Annotated in this window: 25 protein-coding genes; 12 read left to right on the top strand and 13 right to left on the bottom strand. The window is 74.5% G+C overall.

What is annotated here, in order from left to right; genetic code table 11:
* Positions 1-35: 35 nt before the first annotated feature.
* Both murQ and AB0A97_RS33250 read right to left on the bottom strand, forming a co-directional pair.
* Positions 36-995, bottom strand: coding sequence for an N-acetylmuramic acid 6-phosphate etherase (murQ, locus tag AB0A97_RS33255; protein ID WP_361157042.1), 960 nt, complete (start codon positions 993-995; stop codon positions 36-38).
* Between the two features lie 106 nt (positions 996-1101).
* The gene (locus AB0A97_RS33250; protein WP_361157039.1) at positions 1102-2049 is read right to left on the bottom strand and encodes a MurR/RpiR family transcriptional regulator; all 948 of its coding nucleotides are present in this window, start codon (positions 2047-2049) and stop codon (positions 1102-1104) included.
* 178 nt (positions 2050-2227) lie between these two features.
* Here AB0A97_RS33250 and AB0A97_RS33245 point away from each other — a divergent pair, with 178 nt between their 5' ends.
* Positions 2228-2590, top strand: a complete 363-nt coding sequence (locus tag AB0A97_RS33245; RefSeq protein ID WP_361157037.1) for a hypothetical protein — start codon at positions 2228-2230, stop codon at positions 2588-2590.
* A gap of 1 nt (position 2591) precedes the next feature.
* Complete coding sequence (locus AB0A97_RS33240; RefSeq protein ID WP_361157035.1) at positions 2592-2873, top strand: DUF4031 domain-containing protein; 282 nt, start codon at positions 2592-2594, stop codon at positions 2871-2873.
* Positions 2874-3004: 131 nt separating this feature from the next.
* Here AB0A97_RS33240 and AB0A97_RS33235 read toward each other — a convergent pair whose 3' ends face one another.
* Complete coding sequence (locus tag AB0A97_RS33235) at positions 3005-4291, bottom strand: Cmx/CmrA family chloramphenicol efflux MFS transporter (RefSeq protein ID WP_361157033.1); 1287 nt, start codon at positions 4289-4291, stop codon at positions 3005-3007.
* Between the two features lie 225 nt (positions 4292-4516).
* Here AB0A97_RS33235 and AB0A97_RS33230 point away from each other — a divergent pair, with 225 nt between their 5' ends.
* Together AB0A97_RS33230 and AB0A97_RS33225 are read left to right on the top strand one after the other, a co-directional pair.
* Entirely contained in the window at positions 4517-4996 is a 480-nt protein-coding gene (locus AB0A97_RS33230) for a DUF2243 domain-containing protein (protein WP_361157031.1), read from the top strand.
* A 41-nt stretch (positions 4997-5037) separates the two neighbouring features.
* On the top strand, positions 5038-5868 hold the full coding sequence (locus AB0A97_RS33225; protein ID WP_361157029.1) for a cytochrome c oxidase assembly protein: 831 nt from the start codon (positions 5038-5040) through the stop codon (positions 5866-5868).
* Here AB0A97_RS33225 and AB0A97_RS33220 read toward each other — a convergent pair.
* Complete coding sequence (locus AB0A97_RS33220; protein WP_361157026.1) at positions 5855-6586, bottom strand: hypothetical protein; 732 nt, start codon at positions 6584-6586, stop codon at positions 5855-5857. The genes AB0A97_RS33225 and AB0A97_RS33220 overlap by 14 nt on opposite strands.
* A gap of 184 nt (positions 6587-6770) precedes the next feature.
* Here AB0A97_RS33220 and AB0A97_RS33215 point away from each other — a divergent pair, with 184 nt between their 5' ends.
* Both AB0A97_RS33215 and AB0A97_RS33210 read left to right on the top strand, forming a co-directional pair.
* The gene (locus tag AB0A97_RS33215; RefSeq protein WP_361157023.1) at positions 6771-7475 is read left to right on the top strand and encodes a copper homeostasis protein CutC; all 705 of its coding nucleotides are present in this window, start codon (positions 6771-6773) and stop codon (positions 7473-7475) included.
* Positions 7476-7793: 318 nt separating this feature from the next.
* Positions 7794-7940: an ArsR family transcriptional regulator gene (locus AB0A97_RS33210; protein ID WP_361157021.1), complete on the top strand. Its 147-nt coding sequence runs from the start codon at positions 7794-7796 to the stop codon at positions 7938-7940.
* 76 nt (positions 7941-8016) lie between these two features.
* Here the strand turns inward: AB0A97_RS33210 and AB0A97_RS33205 are convergent, their stop codons facing one another.
* Positions 8017-10098, bottom strand: coding sequence for an AAA family ATPase (locus tag AB0A97_RS33205; protein ID WP_361157153.1), 2082 nt, complete (start codon positions 10096-10098; stop codon positions 8017-8019).
* Positions 10099-10529: 431 nt separating this feature from the next.
* Between AB0A97_RS33205 and AB0A97_RS33200 the strand changes: the two genes are divergently transcribed.
* Complete coding sequence (locus AB0A97_RS33200; RefSeq protein WP_361157019.1) at positions 10530-10721, top strand: hypothetical protein; 192 nt, start codon at positions 10530-10532, stop codon at positions 10719-10721.
* Positions 10722-11040: 319 nt separating this feature from the next.
* A complete protein-coding gene (locus tag AB0A97_RS33195) occupies positions 11041-12225 on the top strand; it encodes a glycosyltransferase 87 family protein (protein WP_361157151.1) in 1185 nt (394 codons plus the stop codon).
* Between the two features lie 24 nt (positions 12226-12249).
* Here the strand turns inward: AB0A97_RS33195 and AB0A97_RS33190 are convergent, their stop codons facing one another.
* Positions 12250-13893, bottom strand: a complete 1644-nt coding sequence (locus tag AB0A97_RS33190; RefSeq protein ID WP_361157017.1) for a DNA repair helicase XPB — start codon at positions 13891-13893, stop codon at positions 12250-12252.
* 204 nt (positions 13894-14097) lie between these two features.
* Between AB0A97_RS33190 and AB0A97_RS33185 the strand changes: the two genes are divergently transcribed.
* Positions 14098-14496, top strand: coding sequence for a Uma2 family endonuclease (locus AB0A97_RS33185; RefSeq protein ID WP_361157014.1), 399 nt, complete (start codon positions 14098-14100; stop codon positions 14494-14496).
* Positions 14497-14717: 221 nt separating this feature from the next.
* On the opposite strand, the gene AB0A97_RS33180 is transcribed toward AB0A97_RS33185, so the two are convergent.
* Positions 14718-15818: an NADH:flavin oxidoreductase/NADH oxidase gene (locus AB0A97_RS33180; protein ID WP_361157012.1), complete on the bottom strand. Its 1101-nt coding sequence runs from the start codon at positions 15816-15818 to the stop codon at positions 14718-14720.
* Between the two features lie 112 nt (positions 15819-15930).
* Here AB0A97_RS33180 and AB0A97_RS33175 point away from each other — a divergent pair, with 112 nt between their 5' ends.
* Positions 15931-16533, top strand: coding sequence for a TetR/AcrR family transcriptional regulator C-terminal ligand-binding domain-containing protein (locus tag AB0A97_RS33175; protein WP_361157010.1), 603 nt, complete (start codon positions 15931-15933; stop codon positions 16531-16533).
* Positions 16534-16546: 13 nt separating this feature from the next.
* On the opposite strand, the gene AB0A97_RS33170 is transcribed toward AB0A97_RS33175, so the two are convergent.
* Positions 16547-19180, bottom strand: coding sequence for a helicase-associated domain-containing protein (locus AB0A97_RS33170; protein ID WP_361157007.1), 2634 nt, complete (start codon positions 19178-19180; stop codon positions 16547-16549).
* Positions 19181-19368: 188 nt separating this feature from the next.
* Here AB0A97_RS33170 and AB0A97_RS33165 point away from each other — a divergent pair, with 188 nt between their 5' ends.
* Positions 19369-20733 carry a hypothetical protein gene (locus AB0A97_RS33165; RefSeq protein ID WP_361157005.1) on the top strand — a complete coding sequence of 455 codons (1365 nt, stop codon included), beginning with the start codon at positions 19369-19371 and terminating at the stop codon, positions 20731-20733.
* Positions 20734-20820: 87 nt separating this feature from the next.
* Here the strand turns inward: AB0A97_RS33165 and AB0A97_RS33160 are convergent, their stop codons facing one another.
* The 4 genes from AB0A97_RS33160 to AB0A97_RS33145 are packed head-to-tail and all read right to left on the bottom strand — an operon-like array spanning position 20821 to position 24899.
* Positions 20821-21903, bottom strand: a complete 1083-nt coding sequence (locus AB0A97_RS33160) for an iron-siderophore ABC transporter substrate-binding protein (protein ID WP_361157003.1) — start codon at positions 21901-21903, stop codon at positions 20821-20823.
* A gap of 31 nt (positions 21904-21934) precedes the next feature.
* Positions 21935-22789 (bottom strand): ABC transporter ATP-binding protein, encoded by an 855-nt coding sequence (locus tag AB0A97_RS33155; RefSeq protein WP_361157000.1) that lies wholly within the window; start codon positions 22787-22789, stop codon positions 21935-21937.
* On the bottom strand, positions 22786-23874 hold the full coding sequence (locus AB0A97_RS33150; protein WP_361156997.1) for an iron ABC transporter permease: 1089 nt from the start codon (positions 23872-23874) through the stop codon (positions 22786-22788). The genes AB0A97_RS33155 and AB0A97_RS33150 overlap by 4 nt, the downstream gene beginning before the upstream one ends.
* A complete protein-coding gene (locus AB0A97_RS33145) occupies positions 23871-24899 on the bottom strand; it encodes an iron ABC transporter permease (RefSeq protein ID WP_361156994.1) in 1029 nt (342 codons plus the stop codon). The genes AB0A97_RS33150 and AB0A97_RS33145 overlap by 4 nt, the downstream gene beginning before the upstream one ends.
* 104 nt (positions 24900-25003) lie before the next feature.
* Here AB0A97_RS33145 and AB0A97_RS33140 point away from each other — a divergent pair, with 104 nt between their 5' ends.
* Entirely contained in the window at positions 25004-25678 is a 675-nt protein-coding gene (locus AB0A97_RS33140; RefSeq protein WP_361156992.1) for a haloacid dehalogenase-like hydrolase, read from the top strand.
* Positions 25679-25697: 19 nt separating this feature from the next.
* On the opposite strand, the gene AB0A97_RS33135 is transcribed toward AB0A97_RS33140, so the two are convergent.
* A complete protein-coding gene (locus AB0A97_RS33135) occupies positions 25698-25937 on the bottom strand; it encodes a hypothetical protein (RefSeq protein ID WP_030022254.1) in 240 nt (79 codons plus the stop codon).
* Positions 25938-25998 lie beyond the last annotated feature (61 nt).

The following is a 25998-nucleotide window of genomic DNA, read 5'->3' as shown; positions in this document are numbered from 1 at the left end:
GGAACGGACTGGTGGTGGAGGGACGCCTGGCCGGGTCAGCCGCTCTCGAAGGGCGGGGTGTGCAGGGCGGTGTGCAGCGCGGCCCTGAGGTGGCCGCCGGAGTCGGCCAGCAGCCGGGCTGCCGTCGGCCCGTCGACCCCGGCCAGCACGACCAGGATGGCGTTCTTGACCTCCCCGTCGGTGGCGGCGAGCGCGGCCTCGATCTCCGGGTCACCGGCGCCGGTGGCCAGCGCCACGATGCGGCGCGAGCGGGCCCGCAGCTTCTCGTTGGAGGCGCGGACGTCCACCATCAGGTTCCCGTAGGTCTTGCCCAGCCGGATCATGGTGATGGTCGACAGCATGTTGAGGACCAGCTTCTGCGCCGTGCCGGCCTTCAGCCGGGTGGAGCCCGTGAGGAGTTCGGGCCCGACGACGACCTCGATGCCGTGGTCGGCGGCCGCGGCCAGCGCCGAGTCCGCGTTGCAGGAGAGGCCGACGGTCAGCGCGCCGCGGGCCGCGCGGGCGTGTTCGACGGCACCGATCGCGTACGGGGTGCGGCCGGAGGCGGAGACGCCGACCACCGTGTCGTCGGCGGTCAGGCCCAGTGCGTCCAGGTCGGCGGCGGCCAGCTCCTTGCTGTCCTCGGCGCCCTCGACGGCGGCGACCATGGCGGTGGGGCCGCCCGCGATCAGGCCCACGACCTCGGACGGATCGGTGTTGAAGGTGGGCGGGCACTCGCTCGCGTCCAGTACGCCGAGCCGGCCGGCCGTGCCCGCGCCCGCGTAGATCAGCCGACCGCCGCGGGCCATCCGCTCGGCGGTGGCGTCGATGGCGGCGGCGATCTCGGGGAGCCGGACGGCGACGGCGGCGGGGACGGTGGTGTCCTCGCCGTTCATCGTGCGGGCGATCTCCAGGGTGGACAGCCGGTCGATCTCGGCGAGTTCGGGCCGGAAGGCTTCGGTGGTGAGCGTGTCGAGCTGGGCGCGAAGCTGTGCGTACTCGGCGGGGGAGGACATGGCGGTGGCGGCTCTTTCCGGGCGCGTACGGCTCGGTACGGGCGCGTACGGCTCTGTACGGGGGCGCGGAGGCGGCGGGCCGGCGGGATCCGGTACGGCCGGTGGGTCAGCGGTGGGGCGTACGGGGTGAGTGGCGGTGGGCGAGCGCTTCGTAGGAGGCGGACAGGGCGGGCGCCGCGGTCTCGTACGTACGCTGCGCCACGCCCACGAAAAGGCAGTCCACGACCAGCAGTTGGCTGGTGCGCGAGGACATGGCGGCGGGGCGCAGCTCGCTCTCCCGCGCCGTGGACGTGGTGAGGACGTGATCGGCGTACGCGGCGATGCCGCCGTCCGGGCGGCCGGTGATCGCGATGGTCGTCGCGCCCCGGTCGAAGGCCACCCGCAGCGGCTCTATGACGTCGGTCGTACGACCCGAATGGGTGATCGCGATGGCCACGTCACCGGCGCGCATCTGGACCGCGTTGGTCACGGCGAGGTGCGGGTCGGAGTGGGCGTGCGCGATCAGGCCGATCCGCAGCAGCTTCTGGACCAGGTCCTGGCCGACGAGGTTGGAGGCCCCTATGCCGTACACGTCGATGCGCCGGGCCGCGGCCAGCGCGCCGACCGCGGCCTCCAACTGCGTCAGGTCCAGTCCGGCCGCGGTGTCGGCCAGGCACTGCTGCTCCTCCTGCGCCAGCTTCGCGACCACGTCGGGGAGCGCGTCGTCGACCGCTATGTCGGCGGTGACGGCGGGCGCGCGGCCGGTGGCCTGCTGGGTGGCGAGGGCGGCCAGCGCGATGCGCAGGTCGCGGTAGCCCGGGTAGCCGAGCAGGCGCGAGGTCCGTACGACGGTGGCCTCGCTCGTGCCCGTGCGTTCCGCGAGGCCGGTGACGGTGAGCGCGGCGCAGCCGGCCGGGTCGCTCGCGACCGCCTCCGCGACCCGCTGCATGGAACGGGTCATGGACGGCGCCAGCGTGCGCACCTTGGCGGCCAGGGCCGCGGGGGCGGGCGGGCTCGGGGCGGCCCGGCCGGCGGCGCCGGAGTCCTTGAAAGTTTCCTTCAGGTCGGGGCTCACGGTTGAAAAGTAATTTCAGCGCCGGTCCGCGTCAATACCCGCCGGGCGCCGGGCGCCGGGTGTCGGGTGTCTGGCGCCGGCGTCGGGTGCCGGGTGTCGGCATCGGCGTCGGGTGCCGGCCGGCCGTCGGCGCGGGCAGCCGGAGCGGTTGTCGGTGGTGCGGGAGAGAATGGGGGGCATGGAGCTCGAACAGGCACTGCACGCGGCCCGCGCGCTGGTCCTCGCGGACCTGGTGGCGGGCGAAGTCGCCGACGCGGAGATCGTCTCGCTGGTCGAGGACTCCGTGACGCACCGCCGATGGTGGGTGGAGCAGTGGCCCGAGGGCGCCGAGTTCGTGGCCGGGCTGATAGCGCAGGACGTCCAGGACGCGCTCCTGGAGCGGTACGGCCGCTGGCCGCTGTGCCCCGTGTGCCTGCACGGCGGCGACCCGCACGCCCTCGACGTCGAGCCCGAGTTGGGGCCCGACCCGCACTGGGTCTGCCCCAAGACGGCGGTCTCGGTGGCCCGGGTCGGCTCGCTGGGCGCCACCGGGGGAGGCTGACGTGGCGCTCTACATCGACCCGCCGACCTGGCCCGGCCACGGCCGGATGTGGTCCCACCTCGTCAGCGACACCTCCTTCGAGGAACTGCACGCCTTCGCGGAGCGCATCGGCTGCCCCCGCAAGGCGTTCGACGGCGATCACTACGACATACCGGCGGAGCGGCACGCCGACGCGGTGCGCGCGGGCGCGCTGGAGATCGGCAGCAAGGAGCTGGTCCGCCGCCTGCGCGCGGCGGGCCTGCGCCGCCCGAAGAGCCGGGAGAGCGGAGCGGTGGGGCAGTAGGGGAGTGAGGGAGTAAGGGGCCAGAGGGCGGGTGCCGCGTCGGCACCCCGTCGGCTCCGGGTCCGGATACGGCGAAGGCCCGCCCGGGATGCCGGACGGGCCTGGTGGAGGCGTGCTGGACGCGGTGTGCCTCAGCTCCGGTCTGCCGCCTCCATCGTCCCCGCCGCTTCCACCGTCCTGGCGGTCTCGGCCGGGTGCGCCGCTTCCACCGTTCCGGCCGTGTGCTGCGGCGTGCCCGCCGAGGAGGCGACCAGGCGGGAGGTGCTCTTCGCACGGTGCAGCCGCAGGGCGACGAGGGTGGTGGCGACGCCCAGTGCCGCGAGCGCCGCGGCCGTCCACGCGACGGCCGGGTAGCCCCAGCCCGCGCCGATGACGAGCCCGCCGAGCCACGGCCCGATGGTGTTGCCCAGGTTGAAGGCGGAGGTGGTGGTCGCGCCGGCCAGCGTCGGCGCGGCGGTCGCCACGTTGAACATCCGGGCGTTCAGGGCCGGTGCGGTGGCGAACGCGGTGATGCCGAGCAGCAGGGAGAGTGTGATGGCGGCGACGGAGTGGTGCGCGGTCAGGGCCAGCAGCGCCAGCACGGTGGCCGAGGCGCTGATACCGCCGATGATCGTCCCGAACGGGTGCGCGTCCGCTGTCCGTCCGCCGACGAACGTACCGATCAGCGCGCCGACACCGAACAGCGCCAGTACGGTCGGCACGCTGCCTTCGGCCAGCCCGGCCGTGTCGGTGAGCAGCGGCGCCAGGTAGGAGAACAGCGCGAAGACCGCGGCGCCGTTCAGCGCGGTGCCGATCAGGGCCAGCCAGACCTGCTTGTCGCGGTAGATGCTCAGCTCGCGGCGGAGCACGGGGCGCTCGTCACCGGTCGGTACGGCCGTCCGCGGCACCAGCGCGATCACGCCGACCAGGCCGATCGCCGAGAGGGCCGCCACGGCCCAGAAGGCGGACCGCCAGCCCGCGTGCTGCCCGAGCAGCGCGCCGGCCGGCACCCCCGCGATGTTGGCGATGCTCAGCCCGCCGACCATGACGGCCATCGCGCGGGCCCGTGCCGTGACCGGCACCAGCGACACCGCGACGGCCGCGCCGACCGCCCAGAACCCGGCGCAGGCGAGCGCGCTGACCACGCGGGAGACGAAGAGCACGCCGTACGACGGTGCCACCGCGCCCGCGACCTGCCCGAGCCCGAAGACGGTGAGCAGGGCTATCAGCGTGGTGCGGCGGGGCAGTTGCAGGGTGGCGCCGGCGAGCACCGGCGCGCCGACCACCATGCCGATCGCGAAGGCGGAGACCAGGAGACCGGCCTGGGGAATGGTCACCCCCATGTCCCGGGCCAGGGGCTGGAGGATGCCCGACAGCATGAATTCGCTGGTGCCGAGGGCGAAGACGGAGAGGCCGAGGACGTAGACGGCCAGGGGCATGCGGGTGCGATCGGGATGGTCTTGCATGTCACGCACGAACAGTGCTGACGCCCATGACATTCCCGGCCACGGTGCCGGTCCCGGCACGGTACCGGGCGGTTCCGGACGGATGGCCGGGTCGCGTCCCCACGGCGTTTTGCCCCCTCGGCCCGGGGTACCCCGGCGGCTCCGCCCGGTCCGCGACGGCGAGGAGGCCCGTATGGGGTGTCCGGCGAGGAGGTGCGTATGAGGCGTACGAGGACGGTGGTCAGCGGCGTGCTGACGGGCATCGGCACGGCCGCGTTCCTCGACGAGACGGTGTTCCACCAACTGCTGCACTGGCACCACTTCTACGACAAGTCCACCACGGACGTCGGTCTGGTCTCCGACGGCCTGTTCCACGCGGGCAGCTGGCTCGCGATGGTGGCGGGCCTGGTCCTGTACGCGGACGTCCGGCGCCGCGGGACGCTGGTGCCGCAGGCGTGGTGGGGCGGGCTGTGTCTGGGGCTGGGCGGGTTCCAGCTCTACGACGGAACGTTCCAGCACAAGGGGCTGGGCATCCACCAGATCCGGTACGGCGTGGACCTGGCGCCGTACGACTGGACGTGGAACGGGATCGCCGTCCTGCTCCTGGTGGCCGGCGCACTCCTGCTGGTGCGCGCCTCCCGCACGACTCCACGCGCCACGTCGTCCCGCCGCGCCGCGCCCACCACCCGCAGCCGATGACGCCCGCCATGCCCGCCACCTCTGCCCCATCCACATTCGCCATGTCCGGCGCGTCCGCCACCCTGCCCCCGCACTTCGCCGCGGCCGTCACCGCCGTCACCGTCCTCGGCTGCCTCGCCTACCTGGCCGCCGCGGCCCGGCTGCGCGCCCGCGGGGACGCCTGGCCGTACGGGCGCGACGCGCTGTTCTGCGCGGGCGGTGCGGTGCTGGTGGCAGGCGTGGCCGAGCCCTGGGGCGCCGCGCCGCCGTTCACCGCGCACATGCTCACGCACCTGTGCGTGGGCATGGTGGCGCCGCTGCTCCTGGTCCTCGGCCGTCCCCTGACGCTGACCCTGCGCACCGCGCCCGTGCCCGTACGCCGCGGGCTCGTGGCCCTGACCCGCTCGCGCTGGGCGGCGGTCCCGGTGCTACCGCCGGTGGCGGCCCTGCTCGACTTCGGCGGGCTGTGGCTGCTGTACCGCACCCCGCTGCTGTCCGTCAGCCACCACAGCGCCTGGCTGAACGCGGCCGTGCACCTGCACATCCTGCTCGCCGGTGTCCTGTTCTCCTTCGGGCTGCTCGCCCTGGACCCCGTACGCCACCGCCCCGGCATGCCCCTGCGGGCAGCCGTGCTGCTGGCGGCGGGCGCGGCGCACGCCGTCCTCGCCAAGTCCCTGTACGCGGTGGGCCCGCCCGGCACTTCCTTCGGCACCGCCGACCTGCACCTGGCCTCGCAGGTCATGTACTACGGCGGCGATGCCGTCGAGCTGGCGCTGGCGGCCGTCGTGGCGTGCCGCTGGTACCGGGCCGAGGGCCGTGCGCTGCGGCGCGCGCGGCGCACGGACCGGCCGGCGCCGCGCGGCGCGACGGCGACCGCCGCTAGCCGGTGGTGAGCAGCTCCAGCTCGGTGGTCAGGTTGCGGCGGGCCACCCGCTCCCACTGCTGCTTGCCGTACGGCGTCCGGAACAGGCTCGCCATGTCCAGGAGGTGCCGCAGCACCTCGGCGCGCCCGGCGCGGAACTCCCGGTCCGGCACGAACCCGTACTCCTCGCGGACGGCGGCGGCGTAGGCCGCGTACTGCTCGGGCGCTCCTGCCAGGACCGCCAGGTCCGCGTCGCACAGGGCCGCGCCGTTGTGGTCGTCGGGGTCCGGGTCGTGGCCCGCGGTGAGGCGTACGAGGCGGGCGACCTCGGCCGTACATGCGTCGTCGATGCCCAGCTCGGGCAGCGCGCGCTCGGCGAGGGCGGCGCTGCGCTCCTCGTTCTCGGAGCGTTCGGGCCGGTAGACCGCGTCGTGGAACCAGGCGGCGAGGCGGACGGTGTCCCAGTCCACGGGGACGCCGGCGTCCAGGTCGGTCGCGTGCACGGCCAGCTCGTCGATGCGGTCCAGTACGGCGATGAGGTGACCGGTGGTGTGGTACCGGCGCTGCGGCTCCGACCAGCGGCCGAGCAGGTTGTCCGCGTACGGGGCCGGGTCGGGGTCGGCGGGGCCGCTGCCGCCCCGGGCGCCCGCGATGGCGGTGGCCCAGCGGTGGTGCAGATCCGGGAACGGGTCGGCGCCGCCACCGAAGTGGGTGTGGGCCGTACCGGACGGAGGTGTCGTGCGAGCCATACGGCCCATTGTGCCCGGGTGGAGGTCAAGAGGGGGTTTCCGGTCGAGTACCGGGGCGTTGTGGTCCCGGTGGGCGGGTCGGCCCGTACCCTGGATATTGGACTAGACCTGTCGTCCTCTCGCTGTCCGTGTCGGCATCCCGTCCAGTCCTGCTGAAGTCGTCACGTCGAAGGAATGGGGACCCATGACCAAGCGCGCACTCCTGGAGGTGATCGCGCTCGATGCCGCCGACGCGGTGGCCGCCCAGGCCGGTGGGGCGGACCGCCTCGAACTCGTCAGCGACATGGCCGCCGACGGCCTCACCCCGTCGCCGCGGACCGTCGCGGCGGTCCGGGCGGCCGTCGACATCCCCGTACGGGTGATGCTGCGGGCGGCCGACGGCTTCGCGGCGGGCGACGTCGACGCCCTGTGCGCGTCGGCCGCCGCCCTGCGGGCCGAAGGGGCGGAGGAGTTCGTCTTCGGCTTCCTGGACGCGGACGGCAGGCCCGACCTGGCCGCCGTCCAGGCACTGGCCGCCGCGGTCCACGGCTGCCGGTGGACGTTCCACCGGGCCATCGACCGGGCCGCCGACCGCGACGCGCTGCGCAAGGAGCTGGCCGGGCTGCCCGGCCTCGACACGTACCTGACGGCGGGATCGCCGGCCGGTGTCGAGGACGGGCTGCCGACGCTGCTGGCCGAGCGGGCCCGTACGGCGGAGGGAGAGCCCGGCTACGGGCCGCGGCTCCTGATCGGCGGCGGGCTGGTGCTCGCGCACCTGCCGGAACTGCTGGCGGCCGGGGTGGACGCCTTCCACATCGGCGGCGCCGCCCGCCCCTCCGGCTGGGAAGCACCGGTGGACGCGGGGGCCGTGGCGGCGTGGCGGGAGGCGCTGGAGGGGGTGCCGGTCTAGAGCCGGGCCGGGGACGGGCGCTGCGGTTCCGTACGGGGCCGCAGCGCCTGTGCGCCTTCCGGTGCTCCTTCCTGCACCCCTTCCGGTGCTTCCTCCGGCGCCTCCTCCGGGACCGCGGCAGCCGTCGCGGCCGTCGCCCGCGGCAGTGCCCAGGTACCGGGCACGGCTGTTGAGCGAGCGCAGCAGGGGCGCGTCGGCCGGGGCGGGGAAGGCCATCCGGCGGGCCTCTTCCGGGGCTACGCGACGGGCGAGCAGTGCGACTGCTCCTCCGAACGGCTGGGCCTGGACCACCTGCACAAGTCGACGGTCTCCCACCCCATGCGGATCATGCGCGAGGCCGGACTCGCCTCGCCCCGGGCCGTCGGGCGCAACCGCTCCGTACGGCTGCGCCGCGCCGGCCTCGACGCGCGGTTCCCCGGACCCGTGGAGTCGCTCCTGGCGTCCACGCCGCCCTCGGCGCAGTGAGGGGACCGGCCTCAGGCGCCCTCGGAGCGGTGCGGAAACCGGTCACGGGCGCCCTCGGGCCGGTACGGGGACCGGCTCACCCGGCGGCCGCGCCGAGCCGCTCCGGCAGGTCCGCCGCGTGGACCACCGTCAGCCCGGAGACCGCGCGGGTCAGGCAGACGTACAGGCGGCGCAGTCCGGTGCGTTCGTCCGGCTCGCCGTCGACGATCGCGGCGGGCTCGTCGACCACCACGTAGTCGTACTCCAGGCCCTTGGCGAGCGTGGCCGGGACCAGGGTCAGACGGGCCTCGGCCGAGGTCTCCTCGCCGGGCGCCAGAACGGTCAGTTCCGCCGCTTCCAGCGCCGCGCGCAGGGCGGGCAGCCGGGCCTCGGCCGCGATCAGGCCGATCGATCCTTCCTTGGCCAGCGCCTCGTGGCAGGCGGTGATGACCGCGTCGTCCAGCTCCGCCGACGGCACCGGGCGGACCGCGAAGTCCCCCGCGGACTCACGGACCGAGGTGGCCTCGGTCAGGTCGGGCGCGATCGCGGGCAGCAGCCGGGAGGCGTACGCGATCACCTCGCGCGGCACCCGGAAGCCGAGCGTCAGCTCCTCGATCCGCGCGCCCGGCTTGCCCAGGTGGGCCAGCGCCTCCTCCCACGTGTCCGTGGACCACGGCGTGGTGCCCTGCGCGATGTCGCCCAGGATCGTCGCCGAACCGGTCGAGCAGCGCCGCCCCACCGCCCGGTACTGCATCGGCGACAGGTCCTGCGCCTCGTCCAGCACCACATGCCCCAGGGAGTGCGTACGGGAGACCAGGTCCGCCGCCTCGTCGATCAGCACCGCGTCCGCCGCCGACCACTTGGCGCTCTTCACGCTGCGGGCCGGCTTCGCCCACAGGATCGTCTTCTGCTCCTCCGGCGTCAGGATGCCCTCCGCCTGCGCGGCCAGGAACTCCGCGTCGCACAGCAGCCGCAGCACCAGCTTCGCCGGATCGACCGGCGGCCACACCTCCTTGACCACGGCCTTGACCGCCGCGTTGCGCGCCACCGCGTCCTGCACCCGGTCGTCCGGCGCCTCGCCCGCCTGCTCCATCCGTACGAGCACCGCGTGCGCGATGCGCTGCGGCAGGGCCTCCCGGGCCGCCCCGTAACGGATGTCGCGGCGCCGCAGTTCCTCGACGATCTCCTCGATCTCGTACGCCGGCACCCGCCAGCGCCGCGAACCGCGCACCACCACACACGCCTCGGACGGCGCCCGCACCTGCGACCACACCGCCCGGCGCAGCACCTCCGCCAGCCGCGCGTCCCCCTTGACCGTCGCCGCCGCCGCGTCGTCCGTGCCCCGCACCTCGACGTGCGCCACCAGGTCGTCGACGGTGGCCTGCTTGACCTCCAACTCGCCCAGCGCGGGCAGCACCTGCTCGATGTAGTGCAGGAACGAACGGTTCGGACCGATGACGAGCGTGCCGGAGCGGGCCAGCCGCTCGCGGTGCGCGTACAGCAGGTAGGCGACCCGGTGCAGGCCCACCGCGGTCTTTCCGGTGCCCGGCGCCCCCTGGACACAGACCGTGCCGCCGATCCCGGCGCGCACGATCTCGTCCTGCTCCGGCTGGATCGTCGCCACGATGTCGCGCATCGGCCCCACCCGCGGCCGTTCGATCTCGGTCTGGAGCAGCTTGCTGTGCTGTTCCGCCTCGGCCGGGTCGGTCAGGTGCTCGTCCTCGTACGCGGTCAGCCGTCCGCCGGTGTAACCGAAGCGGCGGCGCAGTTCGAGGTCCATCGGGTCCTTCTTCGAGGCCCGGTAGAACGGCTGCGAGACCGGCGCGCGCCAGTCGATGACCATCGGGTCGCCGTCGGCGTCGTGCACGTGGCGGCGGCCGATGTAGAAGTTCTCGCCCGCCGCGCCCTCGGCCGCGTCCACGCCCGGGGCGTGCAGGTAGTCCAGGCGGCCGAAGAACAGCGGGGTGTGGGCCAGGTCGGCGAGCGCCTTGATGCGGGCGTCGACCTCGCCCTGGAGCACTTCGGCGTTGACCCAGTTCGCGGTGACGTCCGCGATGTTGAGCGCCTCGGCGTCCGCGCGCATGGCGCGCAGCGCCGCCCGGGAGGCGGCGAGGTGGGCGCGTTCGCGCTCCAGCGGGTCGGGGTGGGCGGCTGCCTGGTCTTGGGCGTGCGAGGGCACGGTGTTGCCTCCGGCGGATCCGGCCACGGAGGTACGGGACGGCGTACTCGTACTCGTCCGTACTCCTGGGCGTCTGCAGATGCGTGTCAGATGCGTTCAGATGCGTGAAGCGGGAAGCCGGCCGGTTTCCGTGCGGCCGGCGGCACTCCGCTCAGGCTCTGAGGGAGGCGGGCAGACCGGCGATTGTAGCCAGCAGGTATCCGGGGCGCCAACGGATTTCCGCGGCGGGACGGCCGGCGGTGACGAGGGCGTGCCCGGCAGTCGCCCGGCCGTCCCGCCCCCGGCTTTCCGCCCGGCGGACCCCTGACCTTCCGCCCGGCCCCGTCCATCTCCCGTAGGGGGCGGGATCGGCCCTGGGACTGACCAAAGGCCGGTCAGGGATGGACCCGTGGGCCGATGTGCGGGCTCCTGGCGAAAACCATCATGGAGACATGAGCAGCGCAACCATCACCCCAGGCACTCTGCACCCGACCCACGGCGCCACCGCCCTCGGCGCGGACGCCGGCCACGCGCAGCACACCCACGAGCAGCGGCACATCGTCGGCAACGTCTTCCGCGCGGTCAAGGTCTTCGCCGCCGCCGCGGTCAGCGTCGTCCTCCTCGGGGAGTACGCGGAGGACTGAGCCCGGACCACGAGTACGCCGGGATTTCCGAATCCGGGCCCGCTCCAGCACCCGACCGATACCCAACCAGCATCCGGACGACCGGAAACCGTTACAAACAGTCGGTCTCGATCGACTAGCGTCGCCGCAGACAGCGTGCGTCCGGCGACGAGGAGGGGCCAAACAAGTGTCTGCCGCCGAGGGGACGCGGTCGCTACCGCACAGACGGCCGTGGACGCGGCATCTCACGCGCCCGGACAAGAAGACGATCGCCGCAGCGGTACTGCTCCTGCTGTCCCTGGCCGGGCTGGCCGCCGTGTTCCGGCTGGTGAGCCTGTCCATGTCGGACATAGCGGTCTACCGCGCCGAAGGTGAGGCCGCGGCGACCGGCGGTGACCTGTACGGCTTCACCGTCACCGAGTGGAAACTCCCCGCGACCTACCCGCCCTTCGCGGCCCTGCTGTTCATCCCGACGACCTGGCTCCCGCTCGGTGCTCTCAAGGTCGCCTCCGTCCTCGTCAACGTGGCCCTCGTCCCGGTCCTGCTGCACCTCTCGTACAAGGCCGCGTACACCCCCGGCACCGGCGGCTCCACGGGTGCGTCCCGGCTGCGGCGCGCGCGGACCCTGCCCGTCGTGCTGGCCGCCACCGCGGTCGCCGTCTGGCTCGAACCGTTCTTCCAGACGCTCGTCTTCGGACAGATCAACATCGCTCTGACCTGCCTCGTCCTGTGGGACCTGGCCCGCCCGGACGGCGCCCGCCTGAAGGGCTTCGCGGTCGGCGTCGCCACGGGTGTCAAGCTCACCCCGGCGGTGTTCGCCGTCTATCTGCTGATCACCGGCCGGGTACGGGCCGCCTGCACCGCCCTGGCCGGTTTCGTCTGCTCCGTCCTGCTCGGCGTGCTCGTCCTGCCGGACGCCAGTGTGGAGTTCTGGACACAGCGGATGTTCGAGACCGGCCGGGTCGGCAAGGCGTGGATCGTCGACAACCAGTCCTTGCAGGGCCTGCTGGCCCGCTGTCTGCACGCCGAGGAACCGGGCCTGCTGTGGGCGGGCGCGGCGCTGCTGACCGGCATGGCCGGACTCCTCGTCGCCCGCCGGGTGTACGTGCGGCGCGGCCTGGACTCCTGGGGCGTGCTGTGCACCGCGGTCACGGCCCTGCTCGTCTCGCCGATCAGCTGGTCCCACCACTGGGTGTGGTGCGTACCGCTGCTGGTCACCCTCGGGGCGCACGTCCGCGGCGTACGGTGGCGCCGCGTGCTGCTGGTCGCCGTGGCGGTCCTCTTCACGGCCCGCACGATGTGGGTACTCCCGCACCAGGGCGACCTCGATCTGCACCTCTCCTGGTGGCAGCAGCCGCTGGCGGCCCCGTACCCGGTCCTGGGGCTGGCGCTGCTGGCGGCGGTGGCCTGGTGGAGCCGCCGAACCCCGGCCGCCCCGCCGGCCGTTCTGGCCCGCCGCCCCTTCCCGCTGCCGCGCACCGCCCGCCCGTCCCGCGAGCTGAGCACCCGCGTCCCCGAACGCTGAGACCGGGCTGGGGCCGGTCCCCGCTCAGTCGTCGGCGAGCAGCTCCGTCGCGTCCACGATCCGGTACGCGTACCCCTGCTCCGCCAGGAAGCGCTGCCGGTGCGCCGCGAAGTCCTGGTCCACGGTGTCGCGGGCGACCACCGAGTAGAACCGCGCCTCGTGCCCGTCCGCCTTGGGCCGCAGCACCCGCCCCAGCCGCTGCGCCTCCTCCTGCCGGGACCCGAACGTGCCCGACACCTGGATGGCGACCGTCGCCTCCGGCAGGTCGATCGAGAAGTTCGCGACCTTGGAGACGACCAGCACGGAGATCTCCCCCTCCCGGAACGCGTCGAAGAGCTTCTCGCGCTGCGCGTTGGTCGTCTCCCCCTTGATCACCGGCGCGTCCAGGTGCTCACCCAGCTCGTCGAGCTGGTCGATGTACTGCCCGATCACCAGGGTCTGCTCGCCCTGGTGCCGCCGGACCAGCGACTCGGTCACACTCTGCTTGCTGGCCGTCGTCGCGCAGTACCGGTACTTCTCCTCCGGCTCGGCCGTCGCGTACGCCAGCCGCTCCGATTCGGTCAGGCTGACCCGCACCTCGACACAGTCCGCCGGCGCGATGTACCCCTGCGCCTCGATCTCCTTCCACGGCGCGTCGAAACGCTTCGGGCCGATCAGCGAGAAGACGTCCGACTCGCGCCCGTCCTCCCGCACCAGCGTCGCGGTCAGCCCCAGCCGCCGGCGGGCCTGGAGGTCCGCCGTGAACTTGAAGACCGGCGCCGGCAGCAGGTGCACCTCGTCGTAGACGATCAGGCCCCAGTCCCGGGAGTCGAACAGTTCCAGGTGCGGGTAGACGCCCTTCCGCTTGGTCGTCAGTACCTGGTACGTGGCGATGGTGACCGGCCGGATCTCCTTCTTCGTGCCGCTGTACTCGCCGACCTCGTCCTCGGTCAGCGAGGTCCGCTTCACCAGCTCGTGCTTCCACTGCCGCGCCGAGACGGTGTTGGTGACCAGGATCAGCGTGGTCGCCTTGGCCCGTGCCATCGCACCGGCCCCCACCAGCGTCTTTCCGGCGCCGCACGGCAGGACGACGACACCCGACCCGCCGTGCCAGAAGCCCTCGACGGCCTGCTCCTGGTAGGGCCGCAGCGACCAGCCGGCCTCGTCCAGCTCGATCGGGTGCGCCTCGCCGTCCACGTACCCGGCCAGGTCCTCGGCCGGCCAGCCCAGCTTGAGCAGCGTCTGCTTGATCTGCCCGCGCTCCGACGGGTGCACCACCACCGTGTCCGGGTCCAGCCGGGCCCCCACCAGCGGCTGCATCTTCTTCGACCGCAGGACCTCTTCCAGCACCGGCCGGTCGGTGCTGGTGAGCACCAGTCCGTGCGTCGGGTGCTTGCTCAGCGTCAGCCGCCCGTACCGCGACATCGTCTCGGCGATGTCCACCAGCAGCGCGTGCGGCACCGGGTAGCGCGAGAACCCGACCAGCGCGTCCACGACCTGCTCGGCGTCGTGCCCGGCGGCCCGCGCGTTCCACAGCCCGAGCGGCGTCACCCGGTACGTGTGCATGTGCTCGGGCGCCCGCTCCAGCTCGGCGAACGGCGCGATGGCCCGGCGGCACGCCTCCGCCTGCTCGTGGTCGACTTCCAGCAGCAGCGTCTTGTCGCTCTGGACGATGAGAGGTCCGTTCACGCGCCTCGCCTTTCGCGTCACCTGCACCCGGCCGTTCCCCAGCCCGACCGCGGCACCCGGCCGTCCGTACGGCCAAACGTCCAGTGTGCCTCATGGGCGGGCGGTCACATCGGGGTCGCTGCGGGGACGCGGCACCGCAGCGGGGCGGAGCGAGCGGGGCGGTGCCGAGCCGGCGGCGCGATGTCAGTGGCCGGTGTCACACTGATGTCGACGGCTCCGGTCGAGGTGCTGGGGGCGGTCAACGTGGTCCTGCCCGACGGCCTCTTCATCCCGGACATCGCCGTGGTGGATGCCGCCGCCGCTGCCGCTCAGGACCCGACGCATTTCGACGCCGAGGCCGTGCTGCTCGTGGCCGAGATCGTTTCGCCGTCGTCGTCCGGGCGCCGCACCGACCGGCTGCTCAAGCCGTCGTATTACGCCGAGGCCGGTATCGAGCACCTGTGGCGGCTGGAGCTGGAGCCCGTGCCCACCCTGGTCGTCTGCGAGCTGGAGAACGGCCGTTATGTGGAGCGGGCCGTGGCCGAGGCCGGGCGGACGACGCTGATCGAAAAGCCGCTTCCCGTCGAGGTGGACCCGGGAGCTCTGGCGCGTCAGCGGCGCTGACGGGTTCAGGGAGCGGGCGCTTCCTGGAGCCGTGGCCGCCCCCTCACGAAGCCGTCTCGTCCGCCAGTTCCGCCACGCCCGTGATGCGGTGGAGGGGGAAGGTGCGGACCTCGTCGGCGCGGTTGCCGGCCGTCGGCCGCCGGGCTGTCCAGGCACCCGCGGTGACGTTGCCCGGGGGCAGGCTGCCGGTGCTCCCGGGGCCGGGTGCCGGGATGCCTGCCTCACAGCGCGCGCTGGTACTGGCGCGGCCAGGCCGTCTTGTTGTCGGGGCGGTCGCGTAGGGCGAGGTAGGGGTCGCGGAGCAGTGCGCGTCCTATCAGTGCCGCGTCCGCTCGGCCGGCGGCCAGGAGTTCGGCGATGTCTGCGAGGTCGCCGACCGGTCCGACCGGGGCGACCGCGAGGCCCGAGGCTTTCTTGAGCGTTTCGGCGTATGCGATGTGGACTCCGTCCCTCGCCGGCGTGCGGGCCTCCCGGTCCCGTACCGCTCCGCCGGACGAGATGTCCAGGAGGTCGATGCCCACGGCCGCCAGTTCCTTGGCGAAGGCCGACGCCTCGTCGACGGTGATACCGCCGGCGACCCAGTCCGTTGCGGTGATGCGCACGAACACGGGCTGCTGCGCCGGGAAGGCTTCGCGGACGGCGCGCGTCACGCGCAGCGGGAGGCGCATCCGGTTCTGCAGGCTCCCGCCGTACTCGTCCGTCCGGTGATTGGCCAGGGGGGACAGGAACTGGTGCAGGAGGTACCCGTGCGCGGCGTGGATCTCGACGGCTTGGTAGCCCGCCTGGTGGGACAGCCGGGCAGCCCGGGCGAACGCCTCGACGGTCTCGTCGATGTCGGCCTGGCCGGCTTCCCGGGGAACGCTCAGGTCGCCGAACGGGGTCACCGTCGGCCCGATCGTCTCCCAGCCGCCGTCGGCCACGCTCACCGCGCCGTTCTGTCCCTTGCCTTCCCACGGCACCTGGTGCGAGCTCTTCCGTCCCGCGGCCAGTAGCTGGATCGCGGGAACCGCGCCGCGTTCGGCGATGAACGAGGTCAGGCGCCGGTGCGCGGCGGCCTGGTCCTCGTTCCAGATCCCGAGGTCTGCCGCGGTGGTCCGGTGGTGCGGCCCCACGGCCGTGGCCTCGACCATGACCAGGCCGACTCCTCCGGTCGCGCGCGCCCCGTAGTGCACGAGGTGCCAGTCGGTCGGCCTGCCGTCCGGCCCCGCGGAGTACTGGGCCATCGGGGACATCCAGACCCGGTTGGGAATCGTGATGTCACGCAGCTTCAGCGGGCGCGTCTCGGGCCCTGCGGGCTCTCGGCTGGACACAGCGGAACTCACTTCCTGAGGCGTACGAGCCCCTCGCAGTGATCGTTGCGTTTGCTGTTCCAACGTACCACTAGAGCAGTGATTGCTGCGTTAATAACGCAATGATCGGTGCGATACTGGTGTCATGCCGCTGACGACTCCTCCCTCGCCCCCCACCGGCAGCCGACCCGGCGGCCGGAGTGCCCGAGTACGGGCGGCCGTCCACCGGGCCGTCAGGGAACTGCTCGCCGACGAGAGCACGGATCCGCTGACCATTCCGGTGGTGGCCGCCCGCGCGGGCGTGCACGCCACCACGGTCTACCGCCGCTGGGGCTCCGTCGGTGACCTGCTCGCGGACGTCGCGACCAGCCGTTTCTCCGGCGACCTCGTGGTGCCGGACACCGGCAGCCTGCGCGGGGACCTGGAGCGGTACGCGTCCGACCTCGCCAAGGACCTCGGCGACCCGGACACCCTCGCCCTGGTGCGCGCCACCGTCGGTGCCGCGGGAGGACAGGGCGCCAGGGCGTGCAGCGGCGAACGCGGGCAGGCGCTCGAAGCCGTACTGGACCGGGAGCGGGCCCGGGGCAACCAGCCACCGTCCCTCGAAAGCGCCACGGACGCCGTGCTGGCGCCGCTCTACTACCGGGCCGTCTTCACCGGGCAGCCGCCGACCCCGGAATGGGCCCGCTCCCTGGTGTCCCGCCTGCTGGCGGACCGGCAGTCGTCGGTGGACCGACCGGCCCTGTGAGGCCGGCCGGGCCTCACGAAGCCGTCTCGTCCGCCAGTTCCGCGACGCCCGTGATGCGGTGGAGGGGGAAGGTGCGGACCTCGTCGGCGGTGTGGTCGTAGGCGGTGACGAAGCCGCCTTCGACGCGGACGGGGGCGATGACGCGCTGGCTGGCGGCGCCGTCGGCGTTGACGTAGCCGATCCAGAGGGTGGCGTTGGTCAGGACGGCCGCCTGCATCGTGGCGAGGGTCTCGGCGGAGGCGGTGCGCGGCAGGGCGCCGGGGGCCGGGGTGGGGGCGCTCGCCGGCTTGCGCTCGGCGGTCGCCGCCAGGTCGCCGGCGCGGATGGCGCGGACGGCCGCTTCGAGGAGGGTGGTGTCCGGCGCGGGCGGGCCCTCCGGGACCGGGGTGGGCGCGGCGCGCTGCGGGGTGCGGTAGGCGTCCGGGCGGGCGATGAGGACGTCGCCCTCGGCGGACTCGGCGGCGGGGGCGTAGCCCATCGCGCGCAGACCCTCCAGGAGCTGTTCGGGCGCGGTGGCCGAGGCCAGCACGGTCGGGGCGAGCCGGCGCAGGCGCAGGGCGACGGCGCGGCGGTCGGCGAGGATCTCCGTCAGGAGCGCGTCGTCGTCGCAGCGTACGTAGGCGGAGGCCGCGCCGATGCGGAGCCGGCCGTGGCGCCGGGCCACGTCGTCGATGAGGTAGGCGAGCGGTTGCGGCACCGGGGTGCGGGAGTGCGCGGTGAGGAAGGACCGGAGCTCGGCGGCGGAGCGGCCGGCGTCCAGGGCACGGCGTACGGAGGCCGGGGTGAAGCGGTAGACGGTGGCGCCGCCCTTGGACTCGATGTCGGCGAGCACGCCGAGCGCGTCGGCGAGGGGGCGTTCGAGGGGGCCGGGGGCGACAGCGGTCAGGTCGGCCTGGAGGAGGACGTGGTCGAGGGGTTCGGGGAGGAGCGGGGCGAGGAACGCGGCGGCGCGCGTGGCGGGGTCCTCCGCGCCGGTGGGCGCGGCCTCGGTGCCGGCTTCCAGGAGGACCCGGGTGTGGGTGGCGAGGGCGCCGCGGCCGGTGATGCCGAGGAGTTCGGCTTCGGCGAGCGTCCACCGGGCGATACGGGAGCGCAGGTCGTCGGTGGCGGCCGGGGCCGGGGAAGCGCCCGCGTTACGGGCGGCGTTGGCGTCGGAGGCGGTGGCCGAGGGGGAAGTGGTGGCGGTGGCCGGGTCGGGGCGGCGGGCGGCCGCCTTGGTGCCGCTGTTCGCGGCGGAGACCGCCGCCGTCCGGCCCGCGCCGCGCAGCGGGCGTTCCCAGCGGAGCCGGTCCAGTACGGCTTCGGCCGGTACGGACGTGCCGGGGGCCAGGGACGCGAGCAGGGTGAGCGTCCGGCGGCGTACCTCGGGGGCCGCGGAACGGTCGAGGTTCGGGCCGAGCGCGGACAGGGCGCGGCCCTTCGGGTCGGGGGTGCCGACCAGTCCGGCCGTACGGGTCGCCGCGAGCCAGGCCGTGGCCAGCCGCGCCCAGCGTTCCTCGGCCGGCAGCCGGCGCCAGTCCTCGGCGGCCGGGGTGGGCGCGTACCGTTCGTCCGCTTCGCCGTCGGACGCCAGCAGCCCGGCGGCGTAGGCGAGTTCCAGCCAGAACGCGGCGGTCTGTTCGGTGACGTCCAGGGCGGCGGCGGTGCGCTTGAGGTCGCGGACCGACAGGCCGCCGGCGCGGAGGACACCGGGGCCGCCGAGGTCCCACTCCTTGAGCAGTTCCTCGACGGTGGCCAGCGCGGTGAACGCCTGGCCGGCGGCGGCGCTGTCCACAAGCTGTGGGTCGCGTTCGGTGGTGGGCGCGAGGGCGGGCGGCAGCGGCTCGGGAACGCGGTGCGCGCGCCCCGCGCGCAGGTGGAGCGCGGCCTCGCGGGGGAGGACGACGTTGCGCGGACCGGCGGGCAGCAGCAGGCCACGGTCCAGCAGCCACTGGAGGTGCGCGGCGGGCCGGTCGGTGACGGCACCGTACGGCGGGCCCCAGACCAGCCGGTCCAGTACGTCGCGTGCCTCGCCGGGCGCCCCGTCGAGCAGCGCGGCCATCCGCGTACGGTCCTCGAACAGCCCGGTCAGGGCGGCGACGGCGGTCACCGGGTCATGGGTCGCGGCCAGCCCCGCGGCGGCCAGGATCTCCTGGAGGCGGCCGGGCGACATACCGGACGTGGCTTCGGCGACGGTCGGCCCCAGGCCGGTGGGGGAGGGGTGCGCGGGACCGGGCGCGAGCAGTTCGCGGGCCGTACGGACGAGGCGCAGCCGGTCGTCGCCGCCCCAGACCAGCGCCTGGTCGCGCAGGGTGCGCAGGGCGCGGGGCAGTTCCGCGGTGACGGCGGCGGTGATGTCGGGGGTGTTGTCGGAGGTGAGGTCTGCCGCTTCCGTGTCTGCCGGGTCTCCCGCCATCAGCCCGAGCAGCGTCTCGAACGGGCAGGGGTCCGGCGCCACCGCCAGTGCCTCGGCGGTCTGCAGCGCGAAGCGGTCCAGGCGCTCCACGGCGCGGACGACCGAGGCGCGGGTGCCGGCCCGGGTGGCGAGCTGGGTGAGATCGCCGGGGACCGGGTTGAGGAGGTCGGGGCGGGCCCGCAGCAGGTCGGCGAGCCCGCTGTCGGGGCGGGTGCGGAGCTCTTCGGCGAGCGTGCGGGGTGTTTCACTCATCCGCTACACGGTAGCGGGGGCGTGTGACGTTGGCGGGTGCAGCGCCGTGCCGGACGGCGGCCGCCGGATACGGGCGACGGCCGGCCGGGTCCGTGCACCGCGAGGGCCGGTCGGCGCCGCCGCCGCCGTAGGAGGGGCGATCGGGGGTACGGTCTCGGGAGGAACCGGGCTGTGCCACAGGGGATTTCGTGGGGATCGAGAGCGACCAGCTGGTCTTTGACTATCTGAGCCGGGTCGGTGATCTGGCCCAGCAGCGCGGGCTGTCCTCCGGGGCGCGGATGCGCCTGGTGGCCGAGCTGCGGGCGCAGGTGGACGCGGCGAAGCCGGACACCGTGCCCGGCGTGAGACGTGTGCTGGCCCGGCTCGGTACGCCCGAGGCGGTGGTGACGGCGGCGGGCGGCGGCGCGCCCGCTCCGCTGACGCCGCAGGCCGCTGCGGAACCACTGGCGCGGCCGGGCCTGCGCGACAAGCTGGGCGGGGCCGCGCGCCGCTTCGGCACGGGCGGTGCGGGCGGCGGTGCGGGCGGAAACACGGGCGGGGGCCCGGGCGTACCCGGCGAGGCGGGCGGTACGGCGGCCCCCGGGCCTCAGGACGCCGGCCCGGCCCGGAGCGGTGACCCGGCCCGGAACGGCGGTCCGGCCAGGGGCGGTGGCCTGCCGGGCCTGTCCGGCCTCGGTGAAGGGCTGCGCGGCCTGGCCGGAAAGGTCCCCGCGCCGCGCGACGGCAAGCGCCGCTCCTCCCGCGCCCGGGAACCGGAGCCGCCGCCGACCGCCTCCCCGCCGCACCTCGCCGGCTTCGACGAGCTGGGCGACAGCACCGTCGCCTTCGGTGAGGGCGCCGACGAGCCCGACTGGTGGCGCGTGGAGGACGGCCCGCTCGGTCCGTACGGGTCGTACGAGCCCGGTGAGACGGTGCCCGGCTTCGTCGGCGGCATCGAGATCCCCGAGATCCGCGAACGCCCGCCGGGCGAGCGGGAGGACGGCCCGCTGTCCCTGGAGAAGGGCGAGCGGGAGGCGGACGACGCGGAGGACGCCGACGCGGAGGCGGGCGGCGAGCACGGCGAGGAGGCGGCCGAGGCGCCGCGCACCGGCGTGTTGGCCCGGGTACTGCCGCGCGTCCTCGCGTGGCGCCGGCAGCCGGCCGCGTCGGAGCCGGCCGCGCCGGAGCCGTACGCCGAGGAGCCCGAGCCGGCGGAGTACGTCCGGGCCGCGCGGCCGCCGCTCAGCCCGGTCCTGCTGCTGGCCGTGCTGCTGCTGGTCGCGGGCGCGGTGCTGGGGTCCTGGCTGGCGCTCGCGGGCGGCTGGGCGCTCGCGTACACCTCCCGGCGGCTGCCGCGCGGCGAGGCGAGGTTCGCGGCGCTCGGGGTGCCGGGGGTGATCGTCGGCGGGCTGGTGGTGTGGCTGTGGGGCCGTGTGGACGGGCGGTGGGGCGAGCCGATCGCCGACGGGCAACTGGGGCACGAGCTGACCGGGGTGCTGCCGGTGGTGGTCCGGGTCGCGGCCGTCGCCTCGGCCCTGTTCCTGGTGTGGCGGATGCGGCGGCAACCGCGCTGAGCGGTCGCCGGGGCGGGCGGACCGTACGAGATCCGTCCCGCCCGGCCGCCGCCACCGTCCCCCTGCTGCGCCGACCGCCTGCTCCCGCTATTTCTGCGTCAGCTTCTCCTGAAGCTGGGACAGGATCTTGTCGGCCGCCGTGTAGCCGATGCCCTGGATCCACAGTTCGTCGTCGACGCGGAAGGTCCGGCCGTTCCTGGCCGCCTTCATGTTCTTCCACAGCGCGCCGCCGGTGACCCGCGTCTCCTTGGACTTCTCCGGGCTGCCGTACGCCGAGTAGAAGACCGCGTCGGCGTCGGCCCGGTTCATCTGCTCCGCGCTGACCTCGATCATCATGCCGTCCGGCGCGTCCTGCACCACGCTGGTCGGGCCGGTGCCGACGTCGTTCAGGATCGTGCCGATGTAGCTGCGGCAGCCGTAGATGCGGGTGTCGGCGCCCTCGACGAAGCGGACGACGTTGGTCGTGGTGCGCTGCGCGGCCGCGGCCCCGCCGAGCGCCGCGGTGACCCGCCGGGCGTGGGCCTCGTACGCGGCGACCGCCCGTTTCGCCTCGGGAATCTTGCCCAGCGCGTCGGCGTGGGTGGCGAAGTTCTGCTTCCAGGGATAGCCGGTGGTCTCCGTCATGACCGTGGGCGCGATGGCCTTGAGCTGCGCGTACCGCCCGCCGTCGCGGACCTTGCTGGTGAGGATCAGGTCGGGCTTGAGGGCGGCGACCGCCTCCAGGTTGGGCGCGCCGATCTTGCCGACGTCCTCGATGCCCGCGAGCTTGTCCTTCGGCAGGTAATTCAGGAAGCCGCCCGCCACGTCGGAGCGGGTGGCGCCGACCGGCCGGACCCCGAGGGTGATCGCGGAGTCCAGTTCCGCGGTGTCCAGCACCACCACCCGCCGCGGCGCGTCGGGCACCTCCACCTCGCCCTGCGCCGTACGCACCGTGTGCCGTCCCGCGCCGGAAGCGGGCCGCGCCCAGGTGGTGGCGGGCTGGGCGGGGCAGTCGGCCGCCCTGGCCGAAGAGCCGGAGCCACCGGAACCGCCCGTACCGGATGATCCGGACGACCCGCCCGCACCGCAGGCGGACAGCGCCACGGAAGCGGCCAGGGCGGAGGTCACGGCGAGCGCGGCACGGCGTCGTCCGGCCCGCCGGGCTCGGCGGGGAACTGCGGAGAGCGGCATGACAAGCCCTTTCGGCTGGGGAGCGGCGCGGTCACTCGGACCCGGGCGCGGCGTCGGCCGTCCCCGGAGCCTGCCAAGGCCGCCCCGGAACCACCAGGGGCGAGCCCGTCACCGGATCCGGTACCACCACCGACTCCAGCCCGAACACCTCGCGCACCAGTCGCGCCGTGACGACCGCCGACGGCCGCCCCTGTGCGACGATGCGCCCTTGCTTCATCGCCACGAGGTGGTCGGCGTAGCGCGCGGCCTGGTTGAGGTCGTGCAGGACGGCGACGACGGTGCGTCCCCGGTCGTGGTTGAGCTGCCGGATCAGGTCCAGCACCTCGACCTGGTGCGCGATGTCGAGGTAGGTCGTCGGCTCGTCCAGGAGCAGCAGGTCGGTCTGCTGCGCGAGTGCCATCGCGATCCACACGCGCTGCCGCTGCCCGCCGGACAGTTCGTCCACCGCCCGGTCGGCCAGTTGCGCCACGTCCGTACGGTCCATGGCCTCGGTGACGGCCTGTTCGTCCGCCTCGGACCACTGCTGCCACCAGTGCTGGTGCGGCTGGCGGCCCCGCGAGACCAGGTCGGCGACGGTGATCGCCTCGGGTGCCACCGGGGACTGCGGCAGCAGCCCCACCGACCGGGCGATCTTCCTGGTGGGAAGGCGGGCCAGGTCCGTACCGTCCAGCAGGACCGCGCCCCGGCGCGGTCTCAGCAGCCGGCCGAGCGCCCGCAGCAGCGTGGACTTGCCGCATGCGTTGGGGCCGACGACGACGGTGACCGCGCCGTGCGGGATGTCGAGGTCGAGCCCCTCGACGACGGTGCGGTCCTCGTAGGCGAGCGTCAGGTCCCGCGCCGTGAGACGGCTGACGGCGACAGCCGCGTCCTTGCTGCCCTCGGTCACGCGCGTCCTCCCACGGCCCGGCTGCGGATGATCAGACGGATCAGGTACGGGGCGCCGACGGCCGCGGTCAGCACCCCCACCGGCAGTTCGGTCGGTGCGAGGAGCTTGCGGGCCAGCAGGTCGCCCGACACGACGACGACCGCGCCGAACAGCGCCGAGCACAGCAGCGGGAGCTGTGCCGTACGGGTCAGGCGGCGGGCGGTCTGCGGGGCGAGCAGCGCCACGAAGTCGACCGGCCCGGCCGCGCCGGTCGCCATCGACGCCAGCACCACGCCGAGCGCGGCCAGGCCGAGACGGGTGCGGTTCAGCCGTACGCCGAGGGCGGTCGCGGTGTCGTCGTCCGTCGTGACGGTGCGCTGGGCGCGGGCCGCCCACAGGACGGCGGGCAGCAGCGCCGTCAGCGCCCAGCCGAGCGGCGCGGCCTCGGCCCAGCCGCGCCCGTTGAGGGAGCCGGTCAGCCACACCTGCGCCTGCTGGGCCGCGGTGTAGTCGCCCTTGGTGAGGAACAACTGGGTGACCGAGCGCAGCGCGACGGCGAAACCGATGCCGATCAGGACGAAGCGGGTGGCGTGCAGGCCGCCGCGCCAGGCGAAGACGTAGCCGAGGGCGGCGGCGAGGACCCCGCCGGCGACCGACAGGTAGGGCAGGACGGCGTACGAGGTGACGCCGTACGTCATGGCGCCCACCGTCAGCGCGCTCGCGCCCTGGGTGATGCCGATGACATCGGGGCTGGCGAGCGGGTTGCGGGCCACGGTCTGGATCAGCGCGCCCGCCACCCCGAAGGCCGCGCCGGTCAGCAGCCCGACCACCATCCGGGGCAGCCGCAGCGTCCCGACGACCAGCCCGGCGGACGACGGCTGCCCGAAGACGGCCTTCAGCGCCTCGCCGGGGGCCACGAAGGACTCGCCGACGCACAGGTACGCCAGGCAGACGGCGGCGAGCAGCACGGCGAGCACCCCGGCGACGGCCGCCGCCCGCCGGTGCACGAGGAAGGAGCCGCGCCCGGCCCGCACGAGGCCGTAGCCGGCGGGCCGCGCCCGGCCGTGCCGTACCGCCGCGCCGGGGCCGGTGGCCGGTGCCGTCACGCGGGCACCGCCTTCCGCCGTACGAGGGCGACCAGGAACGGGACGCCGATCAGCGCCGTCATGACGCCCGCCGGCACCTCGGACGGCGGGAACAGCACCCGTCCGACGGTGTCCGAGACCAGCACGACGACCGGGCCGAGCAGCGCCGCCATCGGCAGCAGCCGGCGGTGGCCGCCGCCCACCGCCGCGCGGGCGAGGTGCGGTACGGCCAGGCCGACGAAGGCGATCGGTCCGGCCGCCGCGACGCCCGCGCCGGTCAGCACGGTCGCGCCGAGCCCGGCCACGACGCGTACCGCGGCGACGTGCTGCCCGAGCCCCTCGGCCACGTCGTCGCCGAGCGCCAGGGCGTCCAGGCCGCGCGCGGCGGACAGCACGAGCACCGCGCCCGCCAGCAGGAACGGCCAGATCTGCGCGGCGACCTCGCTGTCCCGGCCGGTCAACGAGCCGACCTGCCAGAACCGGAACTCGTCCAGCGCCGCGGCCTTCGTCGTCAGCACCGCCATCGTCACCGCGACGAGCAGCGCGTTGACCGCCGCGCCGGACAGCGCCAGCTTCACCGGCGTCGCGCCGCCCCGCCCGGCGGCCGCGATCGCGTACACGGCGACCGAGGCGGCCCCGGCGCCCGCGAAGGCGAACCAGACGTATCCGCCGAGGGTGTGCACGCCCAGGAAGGACAGCGCCAGGACCACGCCCACCGAGGCCCCCTGGCTGATGCCGAGGACCCCCGGGTCGGCGATGGGATTACGGGTGATGCCCTGCATGGCCGTGCCCGCCAGGGCGAGCGCGGCGCCCACCATCAGGCCGATCAGCGTGCGGGGCAGCCGCAGGAAGCGCACCACCTGCGCGGCGTCGCCGTCCCCGCCGTGCAGCAGCGCGTCGAACACCTCGGACGGGGCCAGCTGGCGGCTGCCGACCGCGAGGGAGAGGAAGACCGCCAGCAGCAGGGCGAGCACCGCCGCCGCCGTCAGGCCGACGCGACGTCTCGGCAAAGGGGCTCTGGGACTGCGGGACCGGACGACCGGCATCGGTTCCCTTCGCGGGGGCGTCGCGGGGTGCGCGCGGGCGGGGCGGAGCCAGGCGGGGCCAGTGTAGGCCCGGACCACCACGGTCATCGGCCACAATGGCCACCATGGCTTCGCACAACCCGGTACCCGGTCCCACGGTCGCCACGGCCTCGCAGCAGCTCACGGTCGGCTTCGACCTGGACATGACGCTGATCGACTCCCGCCCCGGCATCAAGGCGGCCTACCAGGCGCTGTCCGCCGCGACGGGGACGTACGTCGACGCGGACGCGGCGATCACCCGGCTCGGGCCGCCGCTGGAGCAGGAGATCCGCCGGTGGTTCCCCGAGGAGCGGGTCGCGGAGGTCAGCGACCTGTACCGCGAGCTGTACCCGGCCCACGCGATCACCGGGACGCTCGCCATGCCGGGCGCCCGCGAGGCGGTGGCCGCCGTCCAGCGCCACGGCGGGCGGGCGATCGTGGTCACCGCGAAGTACGAGCCCAACGCCAAGCTGCACCTGGCGCACCTGGACATCGGCGCGGACGCCGTCATCGGCTCGCTGTGGGCCGAGGCCAAGGCGGAGGCGCTGCGCGCGCACGGCGCGTCCGTCTACGTCGGCGACCACACCGGCGACGTACGCGGTGCGCGGACCGCCGACGCGGTGTCCGTCGCCGTGGCCACCGGACCGTGCGACGCGGACGAGCTGCGCGCGGCCGGCGCCAACGTCCTCCTCGGCGACCTGACCGGCTTCCCGGCCTGGCTGGAGGAGTACGTGGCGGAGCGGGCGCGGCGCAGCGCGTGACGACGCGAGGCGCCCGCGTCTACGCCGTGGAGGACTTCGCCTGCCGGCGCTGCGCCGCGACGGAACGCAGCACTCCGGCCCCGGCGATGAGGAACCCGGCGCCCATCAGCATGCAGACCCAGTAGAAGACGGACGGCAGCGGATCGGCCCCCACGAACAACGGGGTCACGGTGGCGAGAGTGGCCACCGCGCCAATCAGGAAAACAATCGCGCCGATCCGGACCAGCAGATCCCCGGCCTGGGGAGTTTCGTCAGACACATGACCAGGGTAAGTCCGGGCCAGAAGCGCGGAGGAACCACCCGGCGACGTCTTGTCACCG

It is taken from the genome of Streptomyces sp. NPDC045470, from assembly GCF_040646595.1.
Lineage (GTDB): Bacteria > Actinomycetota > Actinomycetes > Streptomycetales > Streptomycetaceae > Streptomyces.
The sequence above is the reverse complement of the archived record's forward strand: the minus strand, read 5'-3'. Positions and strand labels throughout refer to the sequence as shown.

Excerpts from the sequence above, each read along its gene's own strand:
- murQ (WP_361157042.1), bottom strand. The coding sequence starts at position 995 with ATGTCCTCCCCCGCCGAGTACGCACAGCTTCGCGCCCAGCTCGACACG.
- AB0A97_RS33245 (WP_361157037.1), top strand. The coding sequence starts at position 2,228 with ATGGAGCTCGAACAGGCACTGCACGCGGCCCGCGCGCTGGTCCTCGCG.
- AB0A97_RS33235 (WP_361157033.1), bottom strand. The coding sequence starts at position 4,291 with ATGCCCCTGGCCGTCTACGTCCTCGGCCTCTCCGTCTTCGCCCTCGGC.
- AB0A97_RS33230 (WP_361157031.1), top strand. The coding sequence starts at position 4,517 with ATGAGGCGTACGAGGACGGTGGTCAGCGGCGTGCTGACGGGCATCGGC.
- AB0A97_RS33225 (WP_361157029.1), top strand. The coding sequence starts at position 5,038 with ATGTCCGGCGCGTCCGCCACCCTGCCCCCGCACTTCGCCGCGGCCGTC.
- AB0A97_RS33220 (WP_361157026.1), bottom strand. The coding sequence starts at position 6,586 with ATGGCTCGCACGACACCTCCGTCCGGTACGGCCCACACCCACTTCGGT.
- AB0A97_RS33215 (WP_361157023.1), top strand. The coding sequence starts at position 6,771 with ATGACCAAGCGCGCACTCCTGGAGGTGATCGCGCTCGATGCCGCCGAC.
- AB0A97_RS33210 (WP_361157021.1), top strand. The coding sequence starts at position 7,794 with ATGCGGATCATGCGCGAGGCCGGACTCGCCTCGCCCCGGGCCGTCGGG.
- AB0A97_RS33200 (WP_361157019.1), top strand. The coding sequence starts at position 10,530 with ATGAGCAGCGCAACCATCACCCCAGGCACTCTGCACCCGACCCACGGC.
- AB0A97_RS33195 (WP_361157151.1), top strand. The coding sequence starts at position 11,041 with ATGTCGGACATAGCGGTCTACCGCGCCGAAGGTGAGGCCGCGGCGACC.
- AB0A97_RS33185 (WP_361157014.1), top strand. The coding sequence starts at position 14,098 with ATGTCGACGGCTCCGGTCGAGGTGCTGGGGGCGGTCAACGTGGTCCTG.
- AB0A97_RS33175 (WP_361157010.1), top strand. The coding sequence starts at position 15,931 with ATGCCGCTGACGACTCCTCCCTCGCCCCCCACCGGCAGCCGACCCGGC.
- AB0A97_RS33170 (WP_361157007.1), bottom strand. The coding sequence starts at position 19,180 with ATGAGTGAAACACCCCGCACGCTCGCCGAAGAGCTCCGCACCCGCCCC.
- AB0A97_RS33160 (WP_361157003.1), bottom strand. The coding sequence starts at position 21,903 with ATGCCGCTCTCCGCAGTTCCCCGCCGAGCCCGGCGGGCCGGACGACGC.
- AB0A97_RS33145 (WP_361156994.1), bottom strand. The coding sequence starts at position 24,899 with ATGCCGGTCGTCCGGTCCCGCAGTCCCAGAGCCCCTTTGCCGAGACGT.
- AB0A97_RS33140 (WP_361156992.1), top strand. The coding sequence starts at position 25,004 with ATGGCTTCGCACAACCCGGTACCCGGTCCCACGGTCGCCACGGCCTCG.